Origin of the sequence: Cytobacillus oceanisediminis (genome assembly GCF_007830235.1) — a bacterium.
GTDB classification, from domain to species: domain Bacteria; phylum Bacillota; class Bacilli; order Bacillales; family Cytobacillaceae; genus Cytobacillus; species Cytobacillus oceanisediminis.
In genome coordinates, this window is the sequence record NZ_VLKI01000001.1 from 714,194 (window position 1) to 733,218 (window position 19,025).

Sequence of the window (19,025 nt, forward strand, 5' to 3'; positions counted from 1 at the left end):
ACCTAGGCATAAAATACCGCTAATTGAAGTATTACTTCATTACCCCCTGGTTCCGAATTGTTACATCAATGTTAAAATCAATTTTTGCTTCAGAAAAGGCTTTTGGCCAGTCATCTTGAACATTTTTCCACTCCTTATACTGAAATGAGCGGGCATATAGCCCATAGCCCACCGGGTCAATTTCATTTTCCTGAAACTTCTTGATTAGATTAGAAAACTTTTGCTTTAAATGCTCTTCTATCGCTTTTTTAATTTCCTTTTTATTTTTTTCAAAGTCAACATCCGTTGGTATTTCCGTTAGATCTATATCTACTTTAATAGATTCTTTAAAAACAAATTGACCATTTTGAACTGAAACCCTTACTTTCTTTTTCATTTTTTGGATAGCAAAGGTTAAGCTTTGGAAATTATGTCCTTCCCCACCCTCCCCATCTGAACTATTTGATGAAAAAGGAAAAGTAAATTGTGGAGATTTGGTTTCGGTCTCCTTTATTAATATTAATAACAAAGGAGTTTCTTCAAGATCCAAGGATGAGGTATACAGTCCTTCACTATTAAACAGGGAGGTACCCGTAATTTTAATTTCATCGTTATTGTAAGATAGCTCAGTTGAACTAGGGGTTATACCCTTTTCGAAAACCTGATAATGGTATTTTTGCAATCTGACATCTACTGTTTCATTGCCTTCAAACCCTGTATCAACAATGTCCTTTAAATGAACGCCAATCCGTGGTTTATCCTTCATTTGCTCCTGGGCATTGAACAAGCCATCAATCGATCCATCAACAATCACAACTCGAGCATTTGTTGGATTTTTCGCTACACGATACAAGTATTCCAGTAAAAGAAACGGATCGATTTGTTCAGCTAGTTTTTTGCTAATCAGTATAACTTGCAGCTTCCCTACTGCCGGGAAACCTTGGCTTTGTGCATTAAGCTGGACACGTGAATTGTGTAAGGAAGAAGCAGCTGTTTTCTTCATGTCCTGCCTTTTTTCGGCTTCTTGGCTAAATACAGGATTTGATGTATGTACAAGTAAGCGGCCTTCTTCATCCAAATCAAGCCCCAATACGAGGACAAAGGCAGCATTCTCTAAATCCATCCGGTCTCCACAGCCGGAAACAAATAAAAAGGAGGAGCAAATAAGAAACAAGAATGTTTTTCTCATGCACTTAACCTCCTATTCTTCAGTTTTGTATAAATAAAGACATACAGTCCGAAGAGAATAGGAAAGGCGTAACCAAAACCTATCCCAAGATAATCGGCCCATTTTCCCAATGATTCCATGTTTTGGCCGATAGGTGTATAAAATATGGAAAAAAAAGCAATAACTCCAATGTAAATCCTAACGTGGATTTTATGACTCTTCTGCCCAAACAGCTTGCTTGTTCCAAATGCAGCCGTAAAAAGAAAAGGAATGATGGTCATCGAGAGAATAATCATATAAAAAGAGAGAAATATGATCTCAAATCTCTCCAGAAAAGGGAGTTCAATCGATTTTAAGATATTTAATGTCGGCCATGTATATTCTTTAATTTCATCAGGACTAAAATATACATAAGTGATAATAATGACATACATATACAATAAAAAGGTCAATGTATTTGCAATAATAATACCTTTGAAGGCTGATTTTTTATTCTTCAAAAAAGGGTATAAAATAAACGCTAATTCAAAGCCGATAAATGGGACCACCGTTTTTTGAACTGCTACCAAGACTGGTTTCCAACCTTCTTTCAGGATGGGAAGCAGGTTTAGCCAATGTGCATCTTTTAACCCGAATAATAAGAGCGGGACCATCCACAATGTGATGAAATAAACAAATTCAGCATATCTTCCAATAACCCGTATCCCACTTCGAGTGATCATATAGATTGGAATCAGAAAAAGCCACATAACCAGAAACGAAGGCGTTTGCGGAAAAATCCACACTTGAATAATAAAAACGGTCATCAATAATAACACGATGGCAAAATAGCCTGTATAACCAATCCAGCCTATAATGAATAGCTTCCCAATCCATTTGCCAAAGACCTTCGGCAGCAGATCAAATAAAGTATCTTCAGGATATTTTTCCATAACTTTTATAATGACTAAACTGATAAATATCGCCAGGAAATATCCAAAAATAACAGAGAGCCATCCGTCTGTACCAGCTTCTTCTGCTGTAATTCTTGGCATTGTTAATATCCCCATGCCAACCTGTGTTTTATATATGAAGAAGATGAACTGTGAAGTGGTAATTTCATTTAATGCATATTTCTTCATTTTTGATCCCCGCGATTTCGTTTCGACTTTTGCCTTTTTAGCTGAGTCGTTCTTGCAGATATCGGACGGTTAACCATCGCCCATCTCGGAAAGCGGATAAAATTATCCTTCCAGTCAGATAGGCGCAACGGAGCAATCGGACTTCCATAAGGTGTACCAAGCGATTCCAGGGATACAAAATGCGCCATAACAATCATAATGCCAATTACAATCCCCACCATCCCAAATAAGGTTGAAATGAGCATAAACGGAAATCTTAACAATCGAATATGTGTCGCCATATCCTGGTTTGGAATGATAAAAGATGAAATAGCAGTTATGGAAACAACTATAACCATAATATTACTTACGATACCTGCTTCAACTGCTGCTTGTCCGATAACAATACCTCCAACAATCCCGACTGTTTGGCCTACCGGAGCCGGCAGCCTTAAACCGGCCTCTCTCATCATTTCTAAAGCTAGTTCCATTAAAAGTGCTTCAATTATAGGAGGAAACGGAACAACAGCGCGTGATTCCCCAACAGAAATGAGTAAACTGACCGGAATTATTTCATAGTGAAAAGAAATGGATGCAATATATAAAGCAGGTAAAAGCACAGCGATAAAAAATGCGCCAAACCGTAATAATCGTATAAAGGACGCTACAGTCCATCTCATGCTATAATCGTCTACTGTCTGAAAAAAAGAGGTGAATGTCATTGGGGCAATTAACGCACTGGGCGACCCATCGACAATAATGGCTATTCTTCCCTGTAAGAGATGAGATGCAGTTCCATCCGGACGCTCCGTTGTCAAAGACTGCGGAAATAGCGCAAAAGGATTGTCTTCGATAAGCTCCTCCAATTCACCCGTGTTTAAAATGGCATCAATATCAATTTGCTGAATCCTATCTTCTAGTTCCTGTAAAACTTCTGGATGGACCAGATCCTCAATATATAGGACAGAAAGCTTTGTTCTGCTTCTTCTTCCAACATCAAATTCCTTTATCTTCAGCTCACGGTTTTGAATATAGCGGCGGACTAACGCAACATTGCTTACACCCGTTTCAATGAAGCCTTGATGCGCTCCTTTAATGGTTGATTCAGTAGCCGGCTCTTCAATGGCCCTTTGAGGCCAGCCTTTTGTTTCAATTGCGTATGCCAATGGTACGCCATCAATAAACAGAATGCTAAACCCGTTAAAGATTAGTTCCTCCGCCTTTTGCCATTTTTCCAATTTCAGAATCTTTCCCACTGATATGACTGATTCGATATTCCCGTGACTTATTGTGTTCGAATTCATAAGAGGACGGAGAACATGCAGATGTACTTGTTCCTTGTCCACCAGACCTTTCATATAAATCAACAATGCGTTCGAGCCTGTGCTTAACAGAAAATGGCGCATAACCAAGTCGGGAATATCTTTGAACAATTGCTCCAGAATATAGACATTAACATCAATATTAGAAGAGAATGGTGATTGTAAAATAATATTGGCATCCTGCTGAGATTGAATTTCTTTTTTATTAGTCTTTCTTCTGCGAAATGGCTTCATTTTTTTCATCCCTCTGCTAAACCTTATAATTAAAGGATGTTGAAGAAACAGGCAAATTATACGGAATTTGCCTATATCAAGGGGTTCAATCAAAATAACCAAATGTAAAAGAGCTTTAAAGGCGGTGAAGACGGAAGGGTAAGGAAAAAATGTAGCGGAAGATAAGAAGAAACAGGCAGAGACTATTAAAAGTGCAAATAATGGAATAAAATATAAAGACCGTGGATTATTTATCCGCGGCCTTATCTCTTTAAATTATAAAGGAACCCTCGCCTGATTCATTAAAAACGTTTCTATAATCCTCTTTAACATTTCTCTATCCATTTCAAGCATTGGCACTCCGGCAGCTGTGAGCATTTTTTCTGTATGCTCTGTCGGAAAATCAATCGTCCGCTGAAAATAGCTATTAAAAATGCTCATTGAATCATGAAAAGCTTTTTCCTCATTTGTCATCTCCCCGTTTGAAGAGAGTAAATGCATCTTCAATTCCGGAAAGTCTAGCACTTCTTTTACAATCGACAAAATCTCTGACTGCAGCGGCGGGTTAGGGTTTGTGATGTTAAAAATGTCTCCATTCTCGCTATGGAACAAGGCTGCATCCAGCACATTAATAACATAATCGACTGGCACAAAATTTTGGGCAACATCCGGATCTAAAAATATTCTGTAGTTTTGGTTATCCTTTTTCCGTTCCACTCGCTTTTTTAAAATCTTAATCCCTTTTAAAAATCCATACAGGCCGAAATTAGTGTCGGCCTCCCCTGTCTTTGAATCGCCGATAATAATGGCTGGGCGGAGGATTACCACTTCCATCTTTTCTCTGTACCCGTAAACCAAATGCTCAGCCTCGCATTTTGAAGCTTCATACGGATTTACAAAACTTCTGTCTGCAGAATAAAGTGTTTCTGACCCTGCATTCTCTTCCCCAACCGTATAGGCAGTGCTAATATACAATACTCTTGGACTTCCAACCTTTAAAGCAAAATTCATGACGTTTTCCGTACCGTCAACATTCACCTTATAAGTCTTATCCCGATCATTTTCATCAAAAGATAACAGTGCAGCACTATGATAAATCGCATCGATTTTTCCTGTTAATGATTCCAAAAGCTCGGCGTTTAAACCGAGGTTCTGCCTTGTCACATCTCCTTCTACAATATGGATCTGCCCGGAGTATCCCTTCCCTTCTTTATTCATAAAAGAATCCAATCGGGTTCTTTTCCTGACTAATAAATATAGTTCGTGTCCCTGTTCCAAAAGCCTTAGGGAAAGCTTTTTTCCTAAAAATCCGTTTGCTCCTGTAATAAATATTTTCAAAGAGTAATCGCAACCTTTCCTATCAATCATCTATTTAAAAACTTTAGCGGGAAATACAGCTAAAAGCAATGGAAATACCTTTCACTACCCATTAGGCCGCATTCTGGAAACATTTATTCTTGGATAATGGAAACATTGGATGAGAGTGCAAAAACCTCTTTCGAAGAAATCATTGACCTGCTTTTACCGCATACCGATCTGTCAATAAATCACTTAACGTTGCTTATGAGTGCAGTCGGACAGACGCAAATATCGCAAATTGCTGATCCTCTTTTAACAGAGAGATTCTTTGTGCCAAGAACTGTTTTGATCTCATACAATGTCTGCCTGTTCAAATAAGGCTAGGTTAAAAGTTATTAGTTAAGTAGCACTAGGTTGATTGGAGCGGAAGGTGCGAGACTCCTGCGGGAGCAGCGGGACAGGTGAGACCCCGGAGGCGCTAAAGCGCCGAGGAGGCTAACCGCACGCCCCGCGGAAAGCGAGCATCCTGGAGTGGATATCAACCGGCTAATTTAACAAAGGCTATCCTTTAAGGACTTTTTCAGTGGCCTGGCTATTCCAGGTGTCTTTCCTTTTAATAAGGAAATTCTTTCTTCCCAAATGGATAGATCATATTTTGATCGAGACGCAGTTGGCCAAAGAAATGCTCATGAATAAACCGTTTGATTTCCGTTATTTCTGATGGCGTCGGAAAAGTGGAAATTATAATGGTTGGGATGTGCTCAATCAGTTGGGAAGAATCGTTGAAATCTGTAGAAATGACCAAATCAAACTCCTCATATTTAGATATCAATTCTATGCTTGAGGCATCCAGTGTTGAAATGGCCAGCTGATTTCCATGATGAAATTTCAAAACTTCCTTTATATAATCTTTTTCATGATAAGTACGGCATACCAAAGCAGCTTGTATGGTATGCTGATTTTTTTTTCGTAAAATAGCAGCCTGAAGGAGTGTAAACATCTCCAGAACATCTAGTTTTTTTATTATAAGAGGAACTTTCGAAAAAGCTTTAACTGCAAACTCCTCAATTGTCTGGAAGATCGGATTCGTTTCGTAATATGGCAGGTATTGCAGCATCGAATTCCTAATCGTTTCTGTTTGAAATTCATTTTCAAGTGAAATTCTCTTTAATGTTTGATAAATATGAAATAAAAAAATATCATCCTCCGTTAGATTAAAGCCAACATAGTCTGAAAGGTTGTCCAAGAAAAGAGAGAATGGGTGCTCTCTTTCACCTATCTTCCTGCCCCGGAGGTAGCGGAGATGCTGTGACCTATTAATCGGCCTTTCCTCACTCATGAGATAAATAGCAAAAAAGAGTATTTCTTGAAGCTGGAGTTCGCGGGATGGGCATTTAACCATAAAATGCACCAAGTCTTTAGTGATAAGAAAAAATTTACTTTCTTGATAGGTAGCTAAAACAGATTTAGGAAATGACACAAAATACCCCATAGAAGCACGCAAATTTGAAATATACATGATCATCTTGAGGCGCTGCAAAGACCCTGTGCGCAATGACATAGAATATCCTGAAAGCAGCTGAAGTAACGTAGTTTGAAATTCTGTAAAATTGAGAGAAACTTTAACGGCGTCCAGTTTAAAGGTCATAAAATCTAAATACTGCATAATAAATCGCCTAATATTTTTTTCATCTCCAACTAGTTTAAAAGGGCTCGCAGTCAAAGTTAAACCAGCTTCCTGTACGACATCCTGCAGTTTTTCGATGTGGCGATATGCAGTGGAACGGCTAATATGAACCTCTCGGGATATTTGCGAAATGTCCACTCCATCATTTAAGAGAATAAGCTTTAATGTATGGAAATAAGAATTCTTTTCTCGAATTTGCCCCAATATACTTTCAAGAGTCCCACTTTCGGGTTTTATTAATCGAACTCCAAGGGACTCATGTTTTTCAAGCTTCCATTCATTAGGCAAGATCGTCTCCAAAAATTCTAAATCACGCCAAATAGTGCTTTTTGAAAACCCTGTTTTTTCTGCTAATTGAGCTAAACTGCTCCACTTATTTTCACTGAGCATATGAAAGATCAAGTCTGAGTATCGCTTATAAAACCGATTCATTTTATCACCTATTCGTTCTTTGTATTACGAAGCCCTACTTAAAGATTCTTCTGCTTTATTTTCTCAGTTCTTAGTATTCCCATACCCATAAAAGATTTTTATCTAATTCAATTTGGAACAGCTTCTGTTTTCCGGCAAATTTCTATCACTCCACAAAAAAGACATGCTCCTGAGAACATGCCTCTATAAAAAGTTACGTATAATCCTATTTACTATAAATGACCGGCAACACTTATTAACCTATTCTGACCCAGCCCCTTTTGATTGCCATAAGGACTGCTTGCGTTCGGTCGTTTACTCTAATTTTCCTCAAAATGCTGCTGACGTGGTTTTTAACCGTTTTATCACTTATGAAAAGCGCTTTGCTGATGCCAATATTGCTATTTCCATCTGCAAGCAGTTGAAGCACTTCACATTCCCGGCGAGTTAAAAGATGCAGGGGACGCTCGACAGATTGACCGGTTGATGCAGCGCTGCTTAGGTTTAATGAGGCCAGTTTCCGATATTCTTCTATTATATTTTGTGTAACCTTTGGATCCAAATAACATCCACCGTTCGCAACAACTTCAATTGCTTCGATTAGTGTCTTTGCGCCCATATCTTTTAGCAGATAACCCTTAGCACCCAGTTGGAGCATACGTTTCACATAGTTTTCATCATCATGGATGGATAGGATAATGACTTTGCTATTTGATTTTTTCTCAATCAGTTTACTCGTTGCTTTAATCCCATTCATGTATGGCATATCAATATCCATAATGAAAATATCAGGCTGATATGTCTTTTCTATAGAAAGCGCATCCCGCCCATGATCCCCTTCAGCTACAACTTCAAAGTCTGCTTCCAGCTCAATGATCCGTTTTACTCCCTCTCTAAATAGCTTATGGTCGTCTATAATAGCAATTTTAGTAGTCATATGGTTTGTCTCCTACTCAATTGTATTCATAACACCTTTTGAATCTCCATATAGATAAGTGGGCTTTTCAAATAACCTATGCCCTTTTGATCATCATTTTTACTTATTCTTGGTTAAATCCTATTCTACAAAAATTATTTCGCCTCATTGTTTCAAAAGTGAGCTATTCTGTTTCATTATAGAAATTTACTGGTATGATGTGGTAGAATTCTTTATCTTAAACTTAATTAATTGATTTTTGTGATATTATCAGTTTAATAAGTTCAGTAAAGGAGTTTTGATATGAGCTCTTACAGCGATTCTTTTAACGGTGTATTCCCTTCCGTATGCTCACTGGATTGTCCTGATCAGTGCGGGCTTCTTGTTCATAAAAGAGACGGAAAAATCGTGAAGATTGAAGGTGACCCCAACCACCCGGTTACAAAAGGCAATATCTGCAATAAGGTACGGAACATGCCTGCACGGTTATACGATGAAAAGCGTCTGCGATATCCTTTAAAGCGGATTGGCGAAAAGGGGGAAGGCCGTTTTAAGCGGATCAGCTGGGCGGAAGCCATTGACACCATTACCTCACGGTGGAACGATCTGATTAAAAAAGAGGGACCGGAAAGCATCCTGCCATATAGCTTCTATGGTAACATGGGACGGCTTAATGCAGAAGGAATGGACCGCCGTTTCTTTCATAAACTAGGTGCTTCACGTTTGGATAGGACGATCTGCCAATCTGCCGGCACGGTCGGGTACAGCTATACTATGGGCGGAAGCTTTGGCATTGACCCTGAAGACACCATTCATTCCAAGCTTATTATTTTCTGGGGCATCAATGCGGTTAGCACTAACATGCATCAGGTCGTACTCGCACAAAAAGCAAGAAAAAATGGTGCAAAAATCGTTGTTATTGATGTACACAAAAACCAGACCGGTAAAATGGCAGATTGGTTTATTCCGATTACGCCTGGTACAGATACCGCTCTTGCACTGGGGATCATGCATATTTTGTTTTCGGAAAACATGGTGGATGAACACTTTTTACAGGAGTACACGGTTGGCCATGAAGATCTTCGTGAGCATGTCGTCCCATATGATCCGGTAACCGTTTCGGGTATTACTGGAGTGCCTGTTGAGGATATTTACACACTTGCTCGCATGTATGGAAAGACGTCCCCTTCTTTTATCCGGATCGGAAACGGCCCGCAGCACCATGATAATGGCGGAATGTGCATCCGCACTATTTCCTGCCTCCCTGCCCTTACTGGGCAGTGGGTTGTTCAAGGCGGGGGTGCCATTAAAGGGAATTCAGGTTACCTGGCTCTTAATACAACAGAGTTACAGCGCCCTGACCTCCTGGAAAATAAGAATACACGAATCATTAATATGAATCAGCTTGGCCATGCCCTTCTTGAACTGGAAATGCCCATCAAGTCCATGTTTGTATATGGTACCAACCCGGCAGTTGTTGCGCCTGAGGGCAATAAGGTACGAAAAGGGCTTCAGCGGGAAGACTTGTTTCTCGTTGTCCATGATTTATTTTTAACCGAAACCGCTAAATACGCTGATATTGTTTTGCCAGCTGCCTCTTCCTATGAAAATACAGATCTTTATTCATCCTATTGGCACCATTACATGCAAATCCAGCAGCCAGTTATGGAAGCTTATGGGGAGTCCAAATCGAATGTGGAGGTATTTCGCCTGCTTGCAGAAAGAATGGGCTTTGATGAACCAGCTTTTCAGGAAGCTGAAGCTGAAATGATAGAGAAAGCACTCGATTTCCCTAGCAATCCGTTTACTAGGGAAATTAACTATGAATCTCTTGTAAAAAATCAATATATCAAAGCTAACGTGAAGCCGCTCTTCCCTGGGAAACTGCCGACACCAAGCGGAAAAATAGAATTATATTCTCAGAGAATGATGGATGCGGGCTACCCTCCTCTGCCAACCTATATCCCATTGGAGGAAGAAGGCGTCTTTCCTTTCCTGTTTGTACCGGCGCCGAACCATAATTTCTTAAACTCTACTTTTTCCAATAATGAAAGGCATGTGAAGCTTGAAAAAGAGCCGCGCCTGCATATAAATAAGAAGGATGCTGATGCAGCAGGAATCATTGATGGAGAAATGGTACGTGTGTGGAATGAGCGTGGAGAATGCGAACTTAAAGCGGCGGTTGGCAAACTCGTCCTCCCTGGCGTCCTTGTTACACAAGGCCTATGGGCAGATGCTTCTGGCACTAATCAGCTTGTCAACTCGCTGACTCCGGACCGTTTGTCTGATATGGGCGGCGGTGCTGTGTTTTTTTCTGGACGGGTAAATGTGGAAAAAATACAATAATTTGAACAGGACTGAGTGTTTGAATGATAGCGATCTCTCCCCTGACTGAACTAAAATGTCAGGAAAGTAGACAATTTAGAGACAGGGAATACTCCCTGTCTTGGTGAAAAAATAGATATAATAGGGATAAATTTTATTATATGATAGATAAACTCTCTTATTATTAAGATAAAGGTCTGATGGTCTTTAAATATAGTTTAATCAAACAATTTATACCTAACCTGTCTTCACTTTTACGATTTTATGATAAAAAAGAAATCCCCGGCATATTTGCAGGGGATTTGTTGTATTATTAGCTGTTTCAAAAATTAAACATAATAAAATATTCTTTTTTTGTAATAAAAGGAATCGCCTACTCAATAATCCGTATCCTTATTTTTACCCAGCAGCCGGGCCACCTGCCTCATTCTGTCTTTGTCCAAGTTCCTGATCCACAAGCAAAAGGGCAGAGGGATTATTTTCAGCAAGTTTGAGACGACTGACAATCGTTTGACTTTGTGCTTCCTCATCTATTTGCTCTCTTAAAAAATCTTGTATAATAACCCCAGCCTGAGGGTCAACCTGACTGACGAAGTTATAAGCTTGACGATATGAATTTGTTACGAATTGTTCGTGAGCCAACACTTTCTGAAATGTTTCCAGCGGAGTTCCAAAGTCACTCGGCTGAGCGGGAATACTATGGATCACTACTGTTCCATTTTTATCCACAACATAATCAATCAACATAAGCATATGCGTTCTTTCCTCTTCTGATTGCAAACGCAGCCACTTAGCCATCCCTGTCAGATTCTCTTTACCCATATATGCAGACATTGCTAGATATAATGTTGATGAAACGTGTTCAATTTGAATTAAATTGTTCAATAATTTTTGAAGTTCCTCATTCATTAATTTTCACTCCTCTTACATTAAAAAACCATAGTTTATTGTATAAAGAAAGGAAAATAATGAATCTTGTTCATAAAAAAATGTTAAATTTATTCACTTGTATTGTATGAATTTTCAAAAATAAAGTTTATCCAAAAATCAAATGGGAATGTAAATGATGTAAATCAATTATGTTTGGAGGCTGATTATGTATATCCACAAAAAAGAGCTATTGTTTCCCGTTGAAGTGAAAGAACCCAATCCTGCTTATGCGGCTGCAGTGCTTGAGCAATTTGGTGGGGCAAATGGTGAATTAAAGGCTTGTTTGCAGTATTTTGCACAGAGCTTCAGCACTCCTGACCCTGCAATCAGAGATCTATTGATGGATATCTCAACTGAAGAAATTTCCCATCTTGAAATGGTAGGTTCCTGTATTACGCAGCTCATGGGCGGACCAGACAAAGAACAGATGATGAATGGACTCGGCAGTGACGAACGTAAAATGGCTGGCGAAGGAAACCTGCTGTCAGACGCTAAAGGATATGTCAATAGTATGATCCATCAAAATTCAACAGTACAAAAAAGCACGATCCTGGACGGCCATGGCCTTGATTTTGTGGATTCTTCCGGCACTCCATTTACAGGAAATTTTATTAATAATGTCGGTGACCTCGTTGCCAACCTTCAATCAGACTTGGCAGCCGAGCTACGCGCAAAAAAGGTATATGAAGAGCTGTATCGCCACGTAGCAGACCCTGGTGCAAGAGAAATGTTCCAATTCCTGATCGATCGGGAAGCAGCTCACGCAGCCCTTTTCGAAGAAGCAATCGAGCGTGCAAAAGGAATGGAAAATAAAAAAGCTGAACACACTGGAAACCATGTGAATTTTTATCCGAACCTCTCCTCCGGCGGACAAGCTATGACTGAATTTAAGTTTGCCAAAAACGCTGAAGTATTTGAAGGTCCCATTTTCAGCAAAAAATAAACAGGAAAAAGTCCCCTCTGAATCTGTTTTCAGAAGGGCTTTTCCCTGTTTATTATCCTCATTTTAATTAATGAAAATTCTCCAGCACTTCACCTATAATTTTTCATCTTTATCACGGGAATCTTTATATCTATGATACTCCCTTTACAAGCTCCTTCATTGAATTTAATTTGGAAGAAAGCTCAATGAACCATTCTTCATCCCCTGTTGAAAGCGCCAAGTCTATTAGAAAATGGATTTGTTCCTTGTTCGCCACATTAGATTCAGGTAATGGCTTAACCCTCCTGCTTAACATTTGAATAGTTTTGCCAATCGTTTCTTGATTATCACTTGTCACTACGGTTACCCTTACGATCCCTTTCAATATATCCAGGGTTTCAATATAACCTAGAATCAATTCACCTTTTTGTGACTTTCCCTTAATCCAATCCCCTACTTTTAATATGGAATTATTATTAGCCAACATGTGTTTCACCTTCTTATATTATTTTAGTCGATTAATTTAAACTGTATTATAAGCCATACCCCAAATTAATTAATTTACACCCGATAGGTTAACTGTAACTTTTTTAATTACATTTAAACAAAAAAATCATGCGGTATGGATACCCCATTACCGCTTTATTGTTCCTGATTGATAAGGTCGATAACTTCCTTTATGGTGTAGTCCTTTAAATACTCTCCCATATGTTCTTCAGCACCTAAGAAAATGGCAAATAGAACTCTTTGCATATTTGCTCCCACAATGCACTGTTCATTGGATTCCGGACATTTCGGCTGGAGTGTACCTTCAGAAGTGGTTTTATAAAGATCCCAAAGATTAACTTTTTCTAAATCTAAAGCAAAAATAAACCCGCCGCCATTACCTTCTTTTGACTTGATAAACCCATGCTTTTTTAACAAACTTAGCACTTTGCGAATGCGAACGGGGTGAACACCTGCACTCTCGGCTATAGCATCGCTTGTTGACATCCGATCCGGCTGCAGCGCAAGCAGGGTTAAACTATGAATGGCAAGTGTGAATTCACTGTTCATGTCCGCCTCCTAAATTATAAGCAATTGACTTACTGTAATAATAAACGTTACAGAATGATATGTCAACTATAACACCCCATAGAAAAACCAGGTAGCAATGGGCAGCTCCTATGCCCGGTAGTATAAAGAAGAATTTTGTGCGAGGCGTCTGGGTGCTTCAAGAAATGAAAGTGGATAATTTCAGAACGAAAGCTGCCAAAACGGCAGCTTTCAAATTTTAATATGAAGGAGATCTAATTCACTAATTAGATTTCACAAGGCAAAATTGAGGTACCCAAGTTATTTCATCCAAGGATTCTCAATTAAAAGTGGACCATTTTGAGTTTTTAATAGGATTGGAAATGTATTTCTTGCATATTCCGCTAATGAAAATGCACCCTTAGGTGTCTCAACCTGTACATCTGCTCTAGCCGGGCACGTCTGTAAATCACTTAGTATTAGGATGGCTGTATTTATTGGAAGTGGATCAATGGCCCGTACAATGAGATCCAGATCGCTTTTTGCTGTAACAGTTTCAACTCCGCTGGCAAGTTCAAAACCGGCACTTCCCCCAGGTCCCCACACAAACTGGTACCTATTCAGTATTTCCCCTGCTATTTCAAGTGATTCAAACACAGGTGATTGCTTATATTTCAAGAGATGCCTGCCAGTCAAATGCTCGGGCTTGATTTGACGAATTACAGCATGCTCAGGTAAAAATGCACCAAATCTTTCACCCCTGGACTTCCCCCTAATCCCTATCGCTATCTGTCCACTGGGCGCATGTGCTCTGCGGACAACAACGTAGGGTGCAATACTCAACGATTCCATCGCCCAGGCCGGGATTGGAGAATGGCTGATAAGATTTTCTGTATCAATCTCCACTAAGTCATGCGGGTCTAATACCATTGCTCCGCCAGCTTCCTTCTAACTATGATCGATGCTGACCGGCCCCCTTCTTTCGCAAAATTCGAAGTAAGCCTTCTGCTCAAATCACGTGGACTATTTTGAATATCTTCTACCGCTGTTATTAAACTCTTATAAATGACATCCCGGTCAGCACCAGCAGGCTCATCGGCCTTAATACCCGAAATAAGTTCATGAAGTGCACCCAATTTTTCAAAGGAACGGACATCATAGGCCATAGACGGTACTTTTTTCGTGGCTTCTTCTAGTTCCTCAATGGTTCTTTGAGTTATTCTTGCTGCAGATTGCTTGGACATTACATGTACATTGACACCGTCATCATCCAAGGCGATTAATCGGCTAGCCTGCATTCCATGTGATAAAAACGCACCCGAAATTGCCTTTCCAGGAATAAATGCAATTACCGGATGTCCAGCTAATCTTGCTGATGCATAAGCATCAACCGCTGCCGCACATGCCTGATGGATTCCTAAAAGCTCTTCACGGTACCCATAAGCCTGGCTAGGAACATCAACAATGGCTATAATTGCACGTTTTTCTTCATTGATTCTGTCATCTTCAATAGCGTCACGGATATGCTTGGCAATCATCCAACCCTGCTCAAGACCAAATTCCCCTGAACGTGCTCTTGGAAACCGGCTTGATTCATCAGGGACAACAGCAAGGAAACGAACAGGCTTGCCGCCGATTATTGCATCAGAACATAAGACCGAAGGAGCAACTCCGATATTTTTGCTGCCGGCTGTCAAAAGGTTAAACCATCTATGTCCCCTGCTTTTTATTTTAATAACACTACTATCAGTAACTTTGCTGGATTCATCTGAATTATATCGATTTGATTCTGCCCATAAATCCTGAACTTTCTGAGGGGTCAGCACTTCTGATGTATTTACAGAGCCTATAAAAGATAGGTACCTCTCAACCTGTGAGCTTCTCGGTCTTTCCACCGCTCCCTGCTGGATTGCAGACAAAATGGCCTCTCTAAAAGAGCTGATATCATCCTCAACCTCTATATCGGCGAAACCAGCAGCCACTCTCTGTCTGCCTCCTATAGTATTCCAAATACGCTTGCGATCCGTTGAATCAAATTCCATTATCCCGGCTTCCTGCTCGATTACTTCCGGTCCATTTAATCCAAGCCGGCCTTCCCTCGTGATGATTAGAGTACTGCACAAACCTGCGTTAATTGACATCCCGCCAAAAGCTCCAATTTTCCCTGGGATTACCCCAATAACAGGAACATACTCCCTTAACGCCACGATGGCTGCACTCATTTCAGCAATTGATAAGAGGCCATAATTGGCTTCCTGCAGTCTGACTCCCCCAGTATCAAAAATAAAAATGGGATATATTATATTGCCAGATTTATTTTTTTCAAATGCCATCTCTAAAGCCCCTGCAATCTTCGCACCGGAGACTTCTCCTATTCCGCCTCCCTGAAAACTGCCTTCAATGGAAATGACTACGGCTGGATTGCCATTTAACTCTCCCTTGCCAATCACGACTCCATCATCACTTTGAGGGACAATGCCTTGCGGCTCCAAATGCGGAGACTCAAGTCCCTCAAATGGTCCTAAAAGTTCCCTGAAAGTACCCTTGTCAAGCAAAACACGGGCACGCTCCCTTCCTGTGCATTCAACAAAGCTATTTTTTAGCGTATCCAGCATTTCTGCCCACCTCCAATGCTTGTGAAAGCCTTAATGATACAACACCGGGAGTTGCCCCAAAATCATTGATTTTAATAATTGCTGAGACATCATTATTACTAAAGAACCGTTCTAATACTGTTTTCCATATTTGATTAAATCCTGTTGTGCCTGTCCGGACAGTCACATCTGCATATCCTTGCTCGGACGGTTCCATTAAAATCTCCAGGTCACCTGACCCTACAACTCCAACATGAGCATTTGACTCCAGCGTTTGAGTTGCAGGGAACCGAAAGCTTAATTTTTCCATATGGCAGTTCCCCTTCTATTAAATTGGCTCTGTTAAATTTGAGTGTTGATTTCTGCTGCAGGCACTCAGCGAACCGCAGGCTTCCGACGCTCCTCGGCGTTCCACGCCTGCAGGATCTCCTCAGGGTACGCTTCTCCCGCAGGACATTGAATAGGCATCCACGAATAAACACCCCACGAAGAAAATGCAAATGCATTTTCGATGATATCGCTCCTTCCGCTCCAATCAACACGATGCTAAATTAACATTTAGCTTTAACACAGCCCTTAAATTAATAAAGCTTCATGTCTCTTAAACTCGCTTTTAGCATTCTGGTCTAAATAGTCCATAAAAATAGTGGCAGCAAGCAAATCCGCACTTCCTCCAGGTGATACCTTTTGGCGGCATAATGATTGATCCAATTGTTCTAATAACTGCCAGCCTCTGGACGTAGAAACTCCTCCAGCTTTTAAAATTACCTTTGCATGCTCCTTTGTACTTTCCAAAGCTTCTGCCCCACCTCTATGCAAGATACATGTGTCATTTAGTTCTGCCATAAGAGCAATGAGTACGTTTAGCCTGCATAGATTCTCATTCATACATCTTTTTCTTGATTCGTAAAGAATTGGCAGCCCATAATGCCTTACGTGAGGAAAACCTTGCTCCGCCTCACCCTTGGCTCCATCTACTCCAAATCTTGCTTTAACACAGCTGCCATTTGTTTTAACAGCAGGCAGATTACGATCAGTAAAAAGAGCCAGCCTTCCTGCATGAACTGCTACCTCTTCAATTGCGCTTTTCCCTAAGTCCATCGCAGCACTGGAAACAAGCAGGCCTAAAGCCCAAATAGCTCCTTTATGAGTATTTACGCCGCCTGTGGCCTTAAACATAGCCTGTTCCCCCCGCCGCCCAATGACTGCTATCTCTTCCCGGAGCTCTTGTGAAGGGATCTGGTTAAAGCTGATTTCTGCTATTTCTCTAAATGTAGTTTCAAGTGCTTTAGCAGACTTAATCATCGTTTTTAGGGACATATCTGTATGTGACCCAGAGCTATTCTTATCAACTAGACCTGGTTTTGGCGCTAGCTCGGCCTCTTCTATAAGGGATTGTACTGCTAGTTTTCCAAGTTTAAAGCTATAAGCTTGCAAGTCTTTCATTTTTATCACTTCCGTCTCTTTTACCAGCTTCTGAATTTAGCCGGCGGTTCATACAAACCTTCCGACCATTCCACGAGCTCTTCAACATTTTTGGCAGCCAGCAGTGACCTTTTTGCATCCGTTCTTCTAATTTCGAGATCTTCCGGAAGAGCAATTAACCCTTCTCTTCTCAATTTTTCAGTCTTCTTAACATCATGTTTCAGGCCTATTGGTGTTACACCGGCAATTGCTGCGATTGCCTGCCTCCGTTCTTCCATGCTGTCCGTTTTATATAGATAGGCAATGCCCTCCTCAGTGACTATATGTGTCACATCATTTCCATAAATCATAACAGGTGCTGTTTCAAGCCCTATATCCTTTTTGGCACCCACAGCATCCAGCGATTCAACAAAAACTGGTTTATTTCCGTTTTGGAATGTTTCAACTACCTGAACAACCAATTTTCTTCCGCGTGCAAGCGGGTTTGTGTCTGTCATCATGTCTAACCATGCTTGAGAGGAATGGCGCCTTCCTCCTGGATCATGTCCCATGTTCGGTGCTCCTCCAAAGCCCGCAAGGCGTCCCCTCGTTACGGTTGAAGAATTCCCAGCTTCGTCAATTTGCAGACTTGACCCCACAAATAAATCGACAGCATATTGGCCAGCAAGCTGGCAAAGTGTCCGGTTTGAACGCAAACTGCCATCATGGCCTGTAAAAAATATATCACGCCGGGCAGCGACGTATTTTTCCATTCCTACTTCTCCGCCAAAACAATGGACACTCTCTACCCAACCGCTTTCAATAGCTGGGATAAGGGTCGGATGGGGATTCAAAGCCCAATGCTTGCATATTTTCCCTTTCAGCCCTAAGGATTCACCGTAAGTTGGGAGAAGAAGTTCAATCGCCGCAGTATTATAGCCTATACCATGGTTCAGAGATTTAACTCCGTGTTTTCCATATATTCCACGTATGACCATCATTGCCTGCAGAATCTGAATATCTGTAATATGCCGCGGATCACGGGTGAAAAGCGGCTCCAGCTGATAAGGCTGATCGGCAACAACTACAAAATCAATCCAAGAACCTGGTATATCAACACGGGGCAATTCATCAACCAATTCATTGACCTGGGCAATAACAATGCCGCTGCTAAAACCTGCTGCTTCAACAAGGGTCGGAGTTTCTTCCGTGTTTGGCCCTGTATATAAGTTGCCTGCTGAATCGGCTTTATCTGCAGCCACTAAAGCCACTGAAGGAATCAAGTCAATAAATAGCCTGCCATATAACTCCACATATGTATGAATCTCACCCATTGCCAGCTTGCCATCTTCAAGCATTTGCGCCATTCGCAGACTTTGGGGGCCAGCATAAGAAAAGTCCACTTTGTCAGCGATACCGTTCTCAAATAAATCCAAGTGTTCAGGACGGGAAATGCTGGACATGATCATGTGCAAATTGAATAATTTTTTAGGGTCGGCCTGGGCAAGAGCGGCTGAAAGGAAAGAGGCCTGCTTTTGATTGTTGCCTTCCAGAACCACCCGATCCCCTGGCATAATCAGCGTTTCTAAAGCCTCGACGATTTGGTGTGTGGGTATAATTCTGTTGCTGGTGATTCCCTTCATTTTCTCTATTCTTTTTTGCTTGGCTTCAAGACGTCTATTCCAAGAACGTTGTTTAGCAGCCTGCATTATATAGATCCCCTCTCTAATATCAAATTTTT

16 protein-coding genes are annotated in these 19,025 nt (G+C 40.7%); 2 read left to right on the forward strand and 14 right to left on the reverse strand.

Features of this window, described 5'->3' with window-relative positions:
• Positions 1-31: 31 nt before the first annotated feature.
• The 6 genes from IQ19_RS03515 to IQ19_RS03540 all read right to left on the reverse strand — a co-directional run bounded on the left by IQ19_RS03515 (position 32) and on the right by IQ19_RS03540 (position 8,116).
• Positions 32-1,168 (reverse strand): Ger(x)C family spore germination protein, encoded by a 1,137-nt coding sequence (locus IQ19_RS03515; protein ID WP_144539855.1) that lies wholly within the window; start codon positions 1,166-1,168, stop codon positions 32-34.
• The gene (locus tag IQ19_RS03520; protein ID WP_144539857.1) at positions 1,165-2,268 is read right to left on the reverse strand and encodes a GerAB/ArcD/ProY family transporter; all 1,104 of its coding nucleotides are present in this window, start codon (positions 2,266-2,268) and stop codon (positions 1,165-1,167) included. The genes IQ19_RS03515 and IQ19_RS03520 overlap by 4 nt, the downstream gene beginning before the upstream one ends.
• A complete protein-coding gene (locus IQ19_RS03525) occupies positions 2,265-3,803 on the reverse strand; it encodes a spore germination protein (protein ID WP_144539859.1) in 1,539 nt (512 codons plus the stop codon). Before IQ19_RS03525 ends, IQ19_RS03520 begins: the two co-directional genes overlap by 4 nt.
• Positions 3,804-4,058: 255 nt before the next feature.
• Positions 4,059-5,120 carry an SDR family oxidoreductase gene (locus IQ19_RS03530; protein WP_144539861.1) on the reverse strand — a complete coding sequence of 354 codons (1,062 nt, stop codon included), beginning with the start codon at positions 5,118-5,120 and terminating at the stop codon, positions 4,059-4,061.
• Positions 5,121-5,694: 574 nt separating this feature from the next.
• Positions 5,695-7,200 carry an AcpB/EbpR/MafR family transcriptional regulator gene (locus IQ19_RS03535; RefSeq protein WP_144539863.1) on the reverse strand — a complete coding sequence of 502 codons (1,506 nt, stop codon included), beginning with the start codon at positions 7,198-7,200 and terminating at the stop codon, positions 5,695-5,697.
• 235 nt (positions 7,201-7,435) lie between these two features.
• Positions 7,436-8,116 carry a response regulator gene (locus IQ19_RS03540; RefSeq protein ID WP_144539865.1) on the reverse strand — a complete coding sequence of 227 codons (681 nt, stop codon included), beginning with the start codon at positions 8,114-8,116 and terminating at the stop codon, positions 7,436-7,438.
• A 282-nt stretch (positions 8,117-8,398) separates the two neighbouring features.
• Between IQ19_RS03540 and IQ19_RS03545 the strand changes: the two genes are divergently transcribed.
• On the forward strand, positions 8,399-10,441 hold the full coding sequence (locus IQ19_RS03545; protein WP_144539867.1) for a molybdopterin-containing oxidoreductase family protein: 2,043 nt from the start codon (positions 8,399-8,401) through the stop codon (positions 10,439-10,441).
• 378 nt (positions 10,442-10,819) lie between these two features.
• Here the strand turns inward: IQ19_RS03545 and IQ19_RS03550 are convergent, their stop codons facing one another.
• A complete protein-coding gene (locus IQ19_RS03550; protein WP_144539869.1) occupies positions 10,820-11,329 on the reverse strand; it encodes a ferritin in 510 nt (169 codons plus the stop codon).
• 187 nt (positions 11,330-11,516) lie between these two features.
• Here IQ19_RS03550 and IQ19_RS03555 point away from each other — a divergent pair, with 187 nt between their 5' ends.
• Positions 11,517-12,293: a manganese catalase family protein gene (locus tag IQ19_RS03555; RefSeq protein ID WP_144539871.1), complete on the forward strand. Its 777-nt coding sequence runs from the start codon at positions 11,517-11,519 to the stop codon at positions 12,291-12,293.
• A 130-nt stretch (positions 12,294-12,423) separates the two neighbouring features.
• Here IQ19_RS03555 and IQ19_RS03560 read toward each other — a convergent pair whose 3' ends face one another.
• From IQ19_RS03560 to mdcA, 7 genes are all read right to left on the reverse strand, one after another.
• On the reverse strand, positions 12,424-12,759 hold the full coding sequence (locus IQ19_RS03560; RefSeq protein WP_144539873.1) for an IDEAL domain-containing protein: 336 nt from the start codon (positions 12,757-12,759) through the stop codon (positions 12,424-12,426).
• Between the two features lie 155 nt (positions 12,760-12,914).
• The gene (locus IQ19_RS03565) at positions 12,915-13,328 is read right to left on the reverse strand and encodes an Rrf2 family transcriptional regulator (RefSeq protein ID WP_144539875.1); all 414 of its coding nucleotides are present in this window, start codon (positions 13,326-13,328) and stop codon (positions 12,915-12,917) included.
• Between the two features lie 279 nt (positions 13,329-13,607).
• Positions 13,608-14,216, reverse strand: coding sequence for a malonate decarboxylase holo-ACP synthase (locus tag IQ19_RS03570; RefSeq protein WP_144539877.1), 609 nt, complete (start codon positions 14,214-14,216; stop codon positions 13,608-13,610).
• Positions 14,207-15,901 carry a biotin-independent malonate decarboxylase subunit beta gene (locus IQ19_RS03575; RefSeq protein WP_144539879.1) on the reverse strand — a complete coding sequence of 565 codons (1,695 nt, stop codon included), beginning with the start codon at positions 15,899-15,901 and terminating at the stop codon, positions 14,207-14,209. Before IQ19_RS03575 ends, IQ19_RS03570 begins: the two co-directional genes overlap by 10 nt.
• Positions 15,879-16,190 (reverse strand): malonate decarboxylase subunit delta, encoded by a 312-nt coding sequence (locus tag IQ19_RS03580; protein WP_144539881.1) that lies wholly within the window; start codon positions 16,188-16,190, stop codon positions 15,879-15,881. The genes IQ19_RS03575 and IQ19_RS03580 overlap by 23 nt, the downstream gene beginning before the upstream one ends.
• A gap of 266 nt (positions 16,191-16,456) precedes the next feature.
• Positions 16,457-17,326: a triphosphoribosyl-dephospho-CoA synthase gene (locus tag IQ19_RS03585; RefSeq protein WP_144539883.1), complete on the reverse strand. Its 870-nt coding sequence runs from the start codon at positions 17,324-17,326 to the stop codon at positions 16,457-16,459.
• 20 nt (positions 17,327-17,346) lie between these two features.
• Positions 17,347-18,993 carry a malonate decarboxylase subunit alpha gene (mdcA, locus tag IQ19_RS03590; RefSeq protein ID WP_199749363.1) on the reverse strand — a complete coding sequence of 549 codons (1,647 nt, stop codon included), beginning with the start codon at positions 18,991-18,993 and terminating at the stop codon, positions 17,347-17,349.
• Between the last annotated feature and the right edge of the window lie 32 nt (positions 18,994-19,025).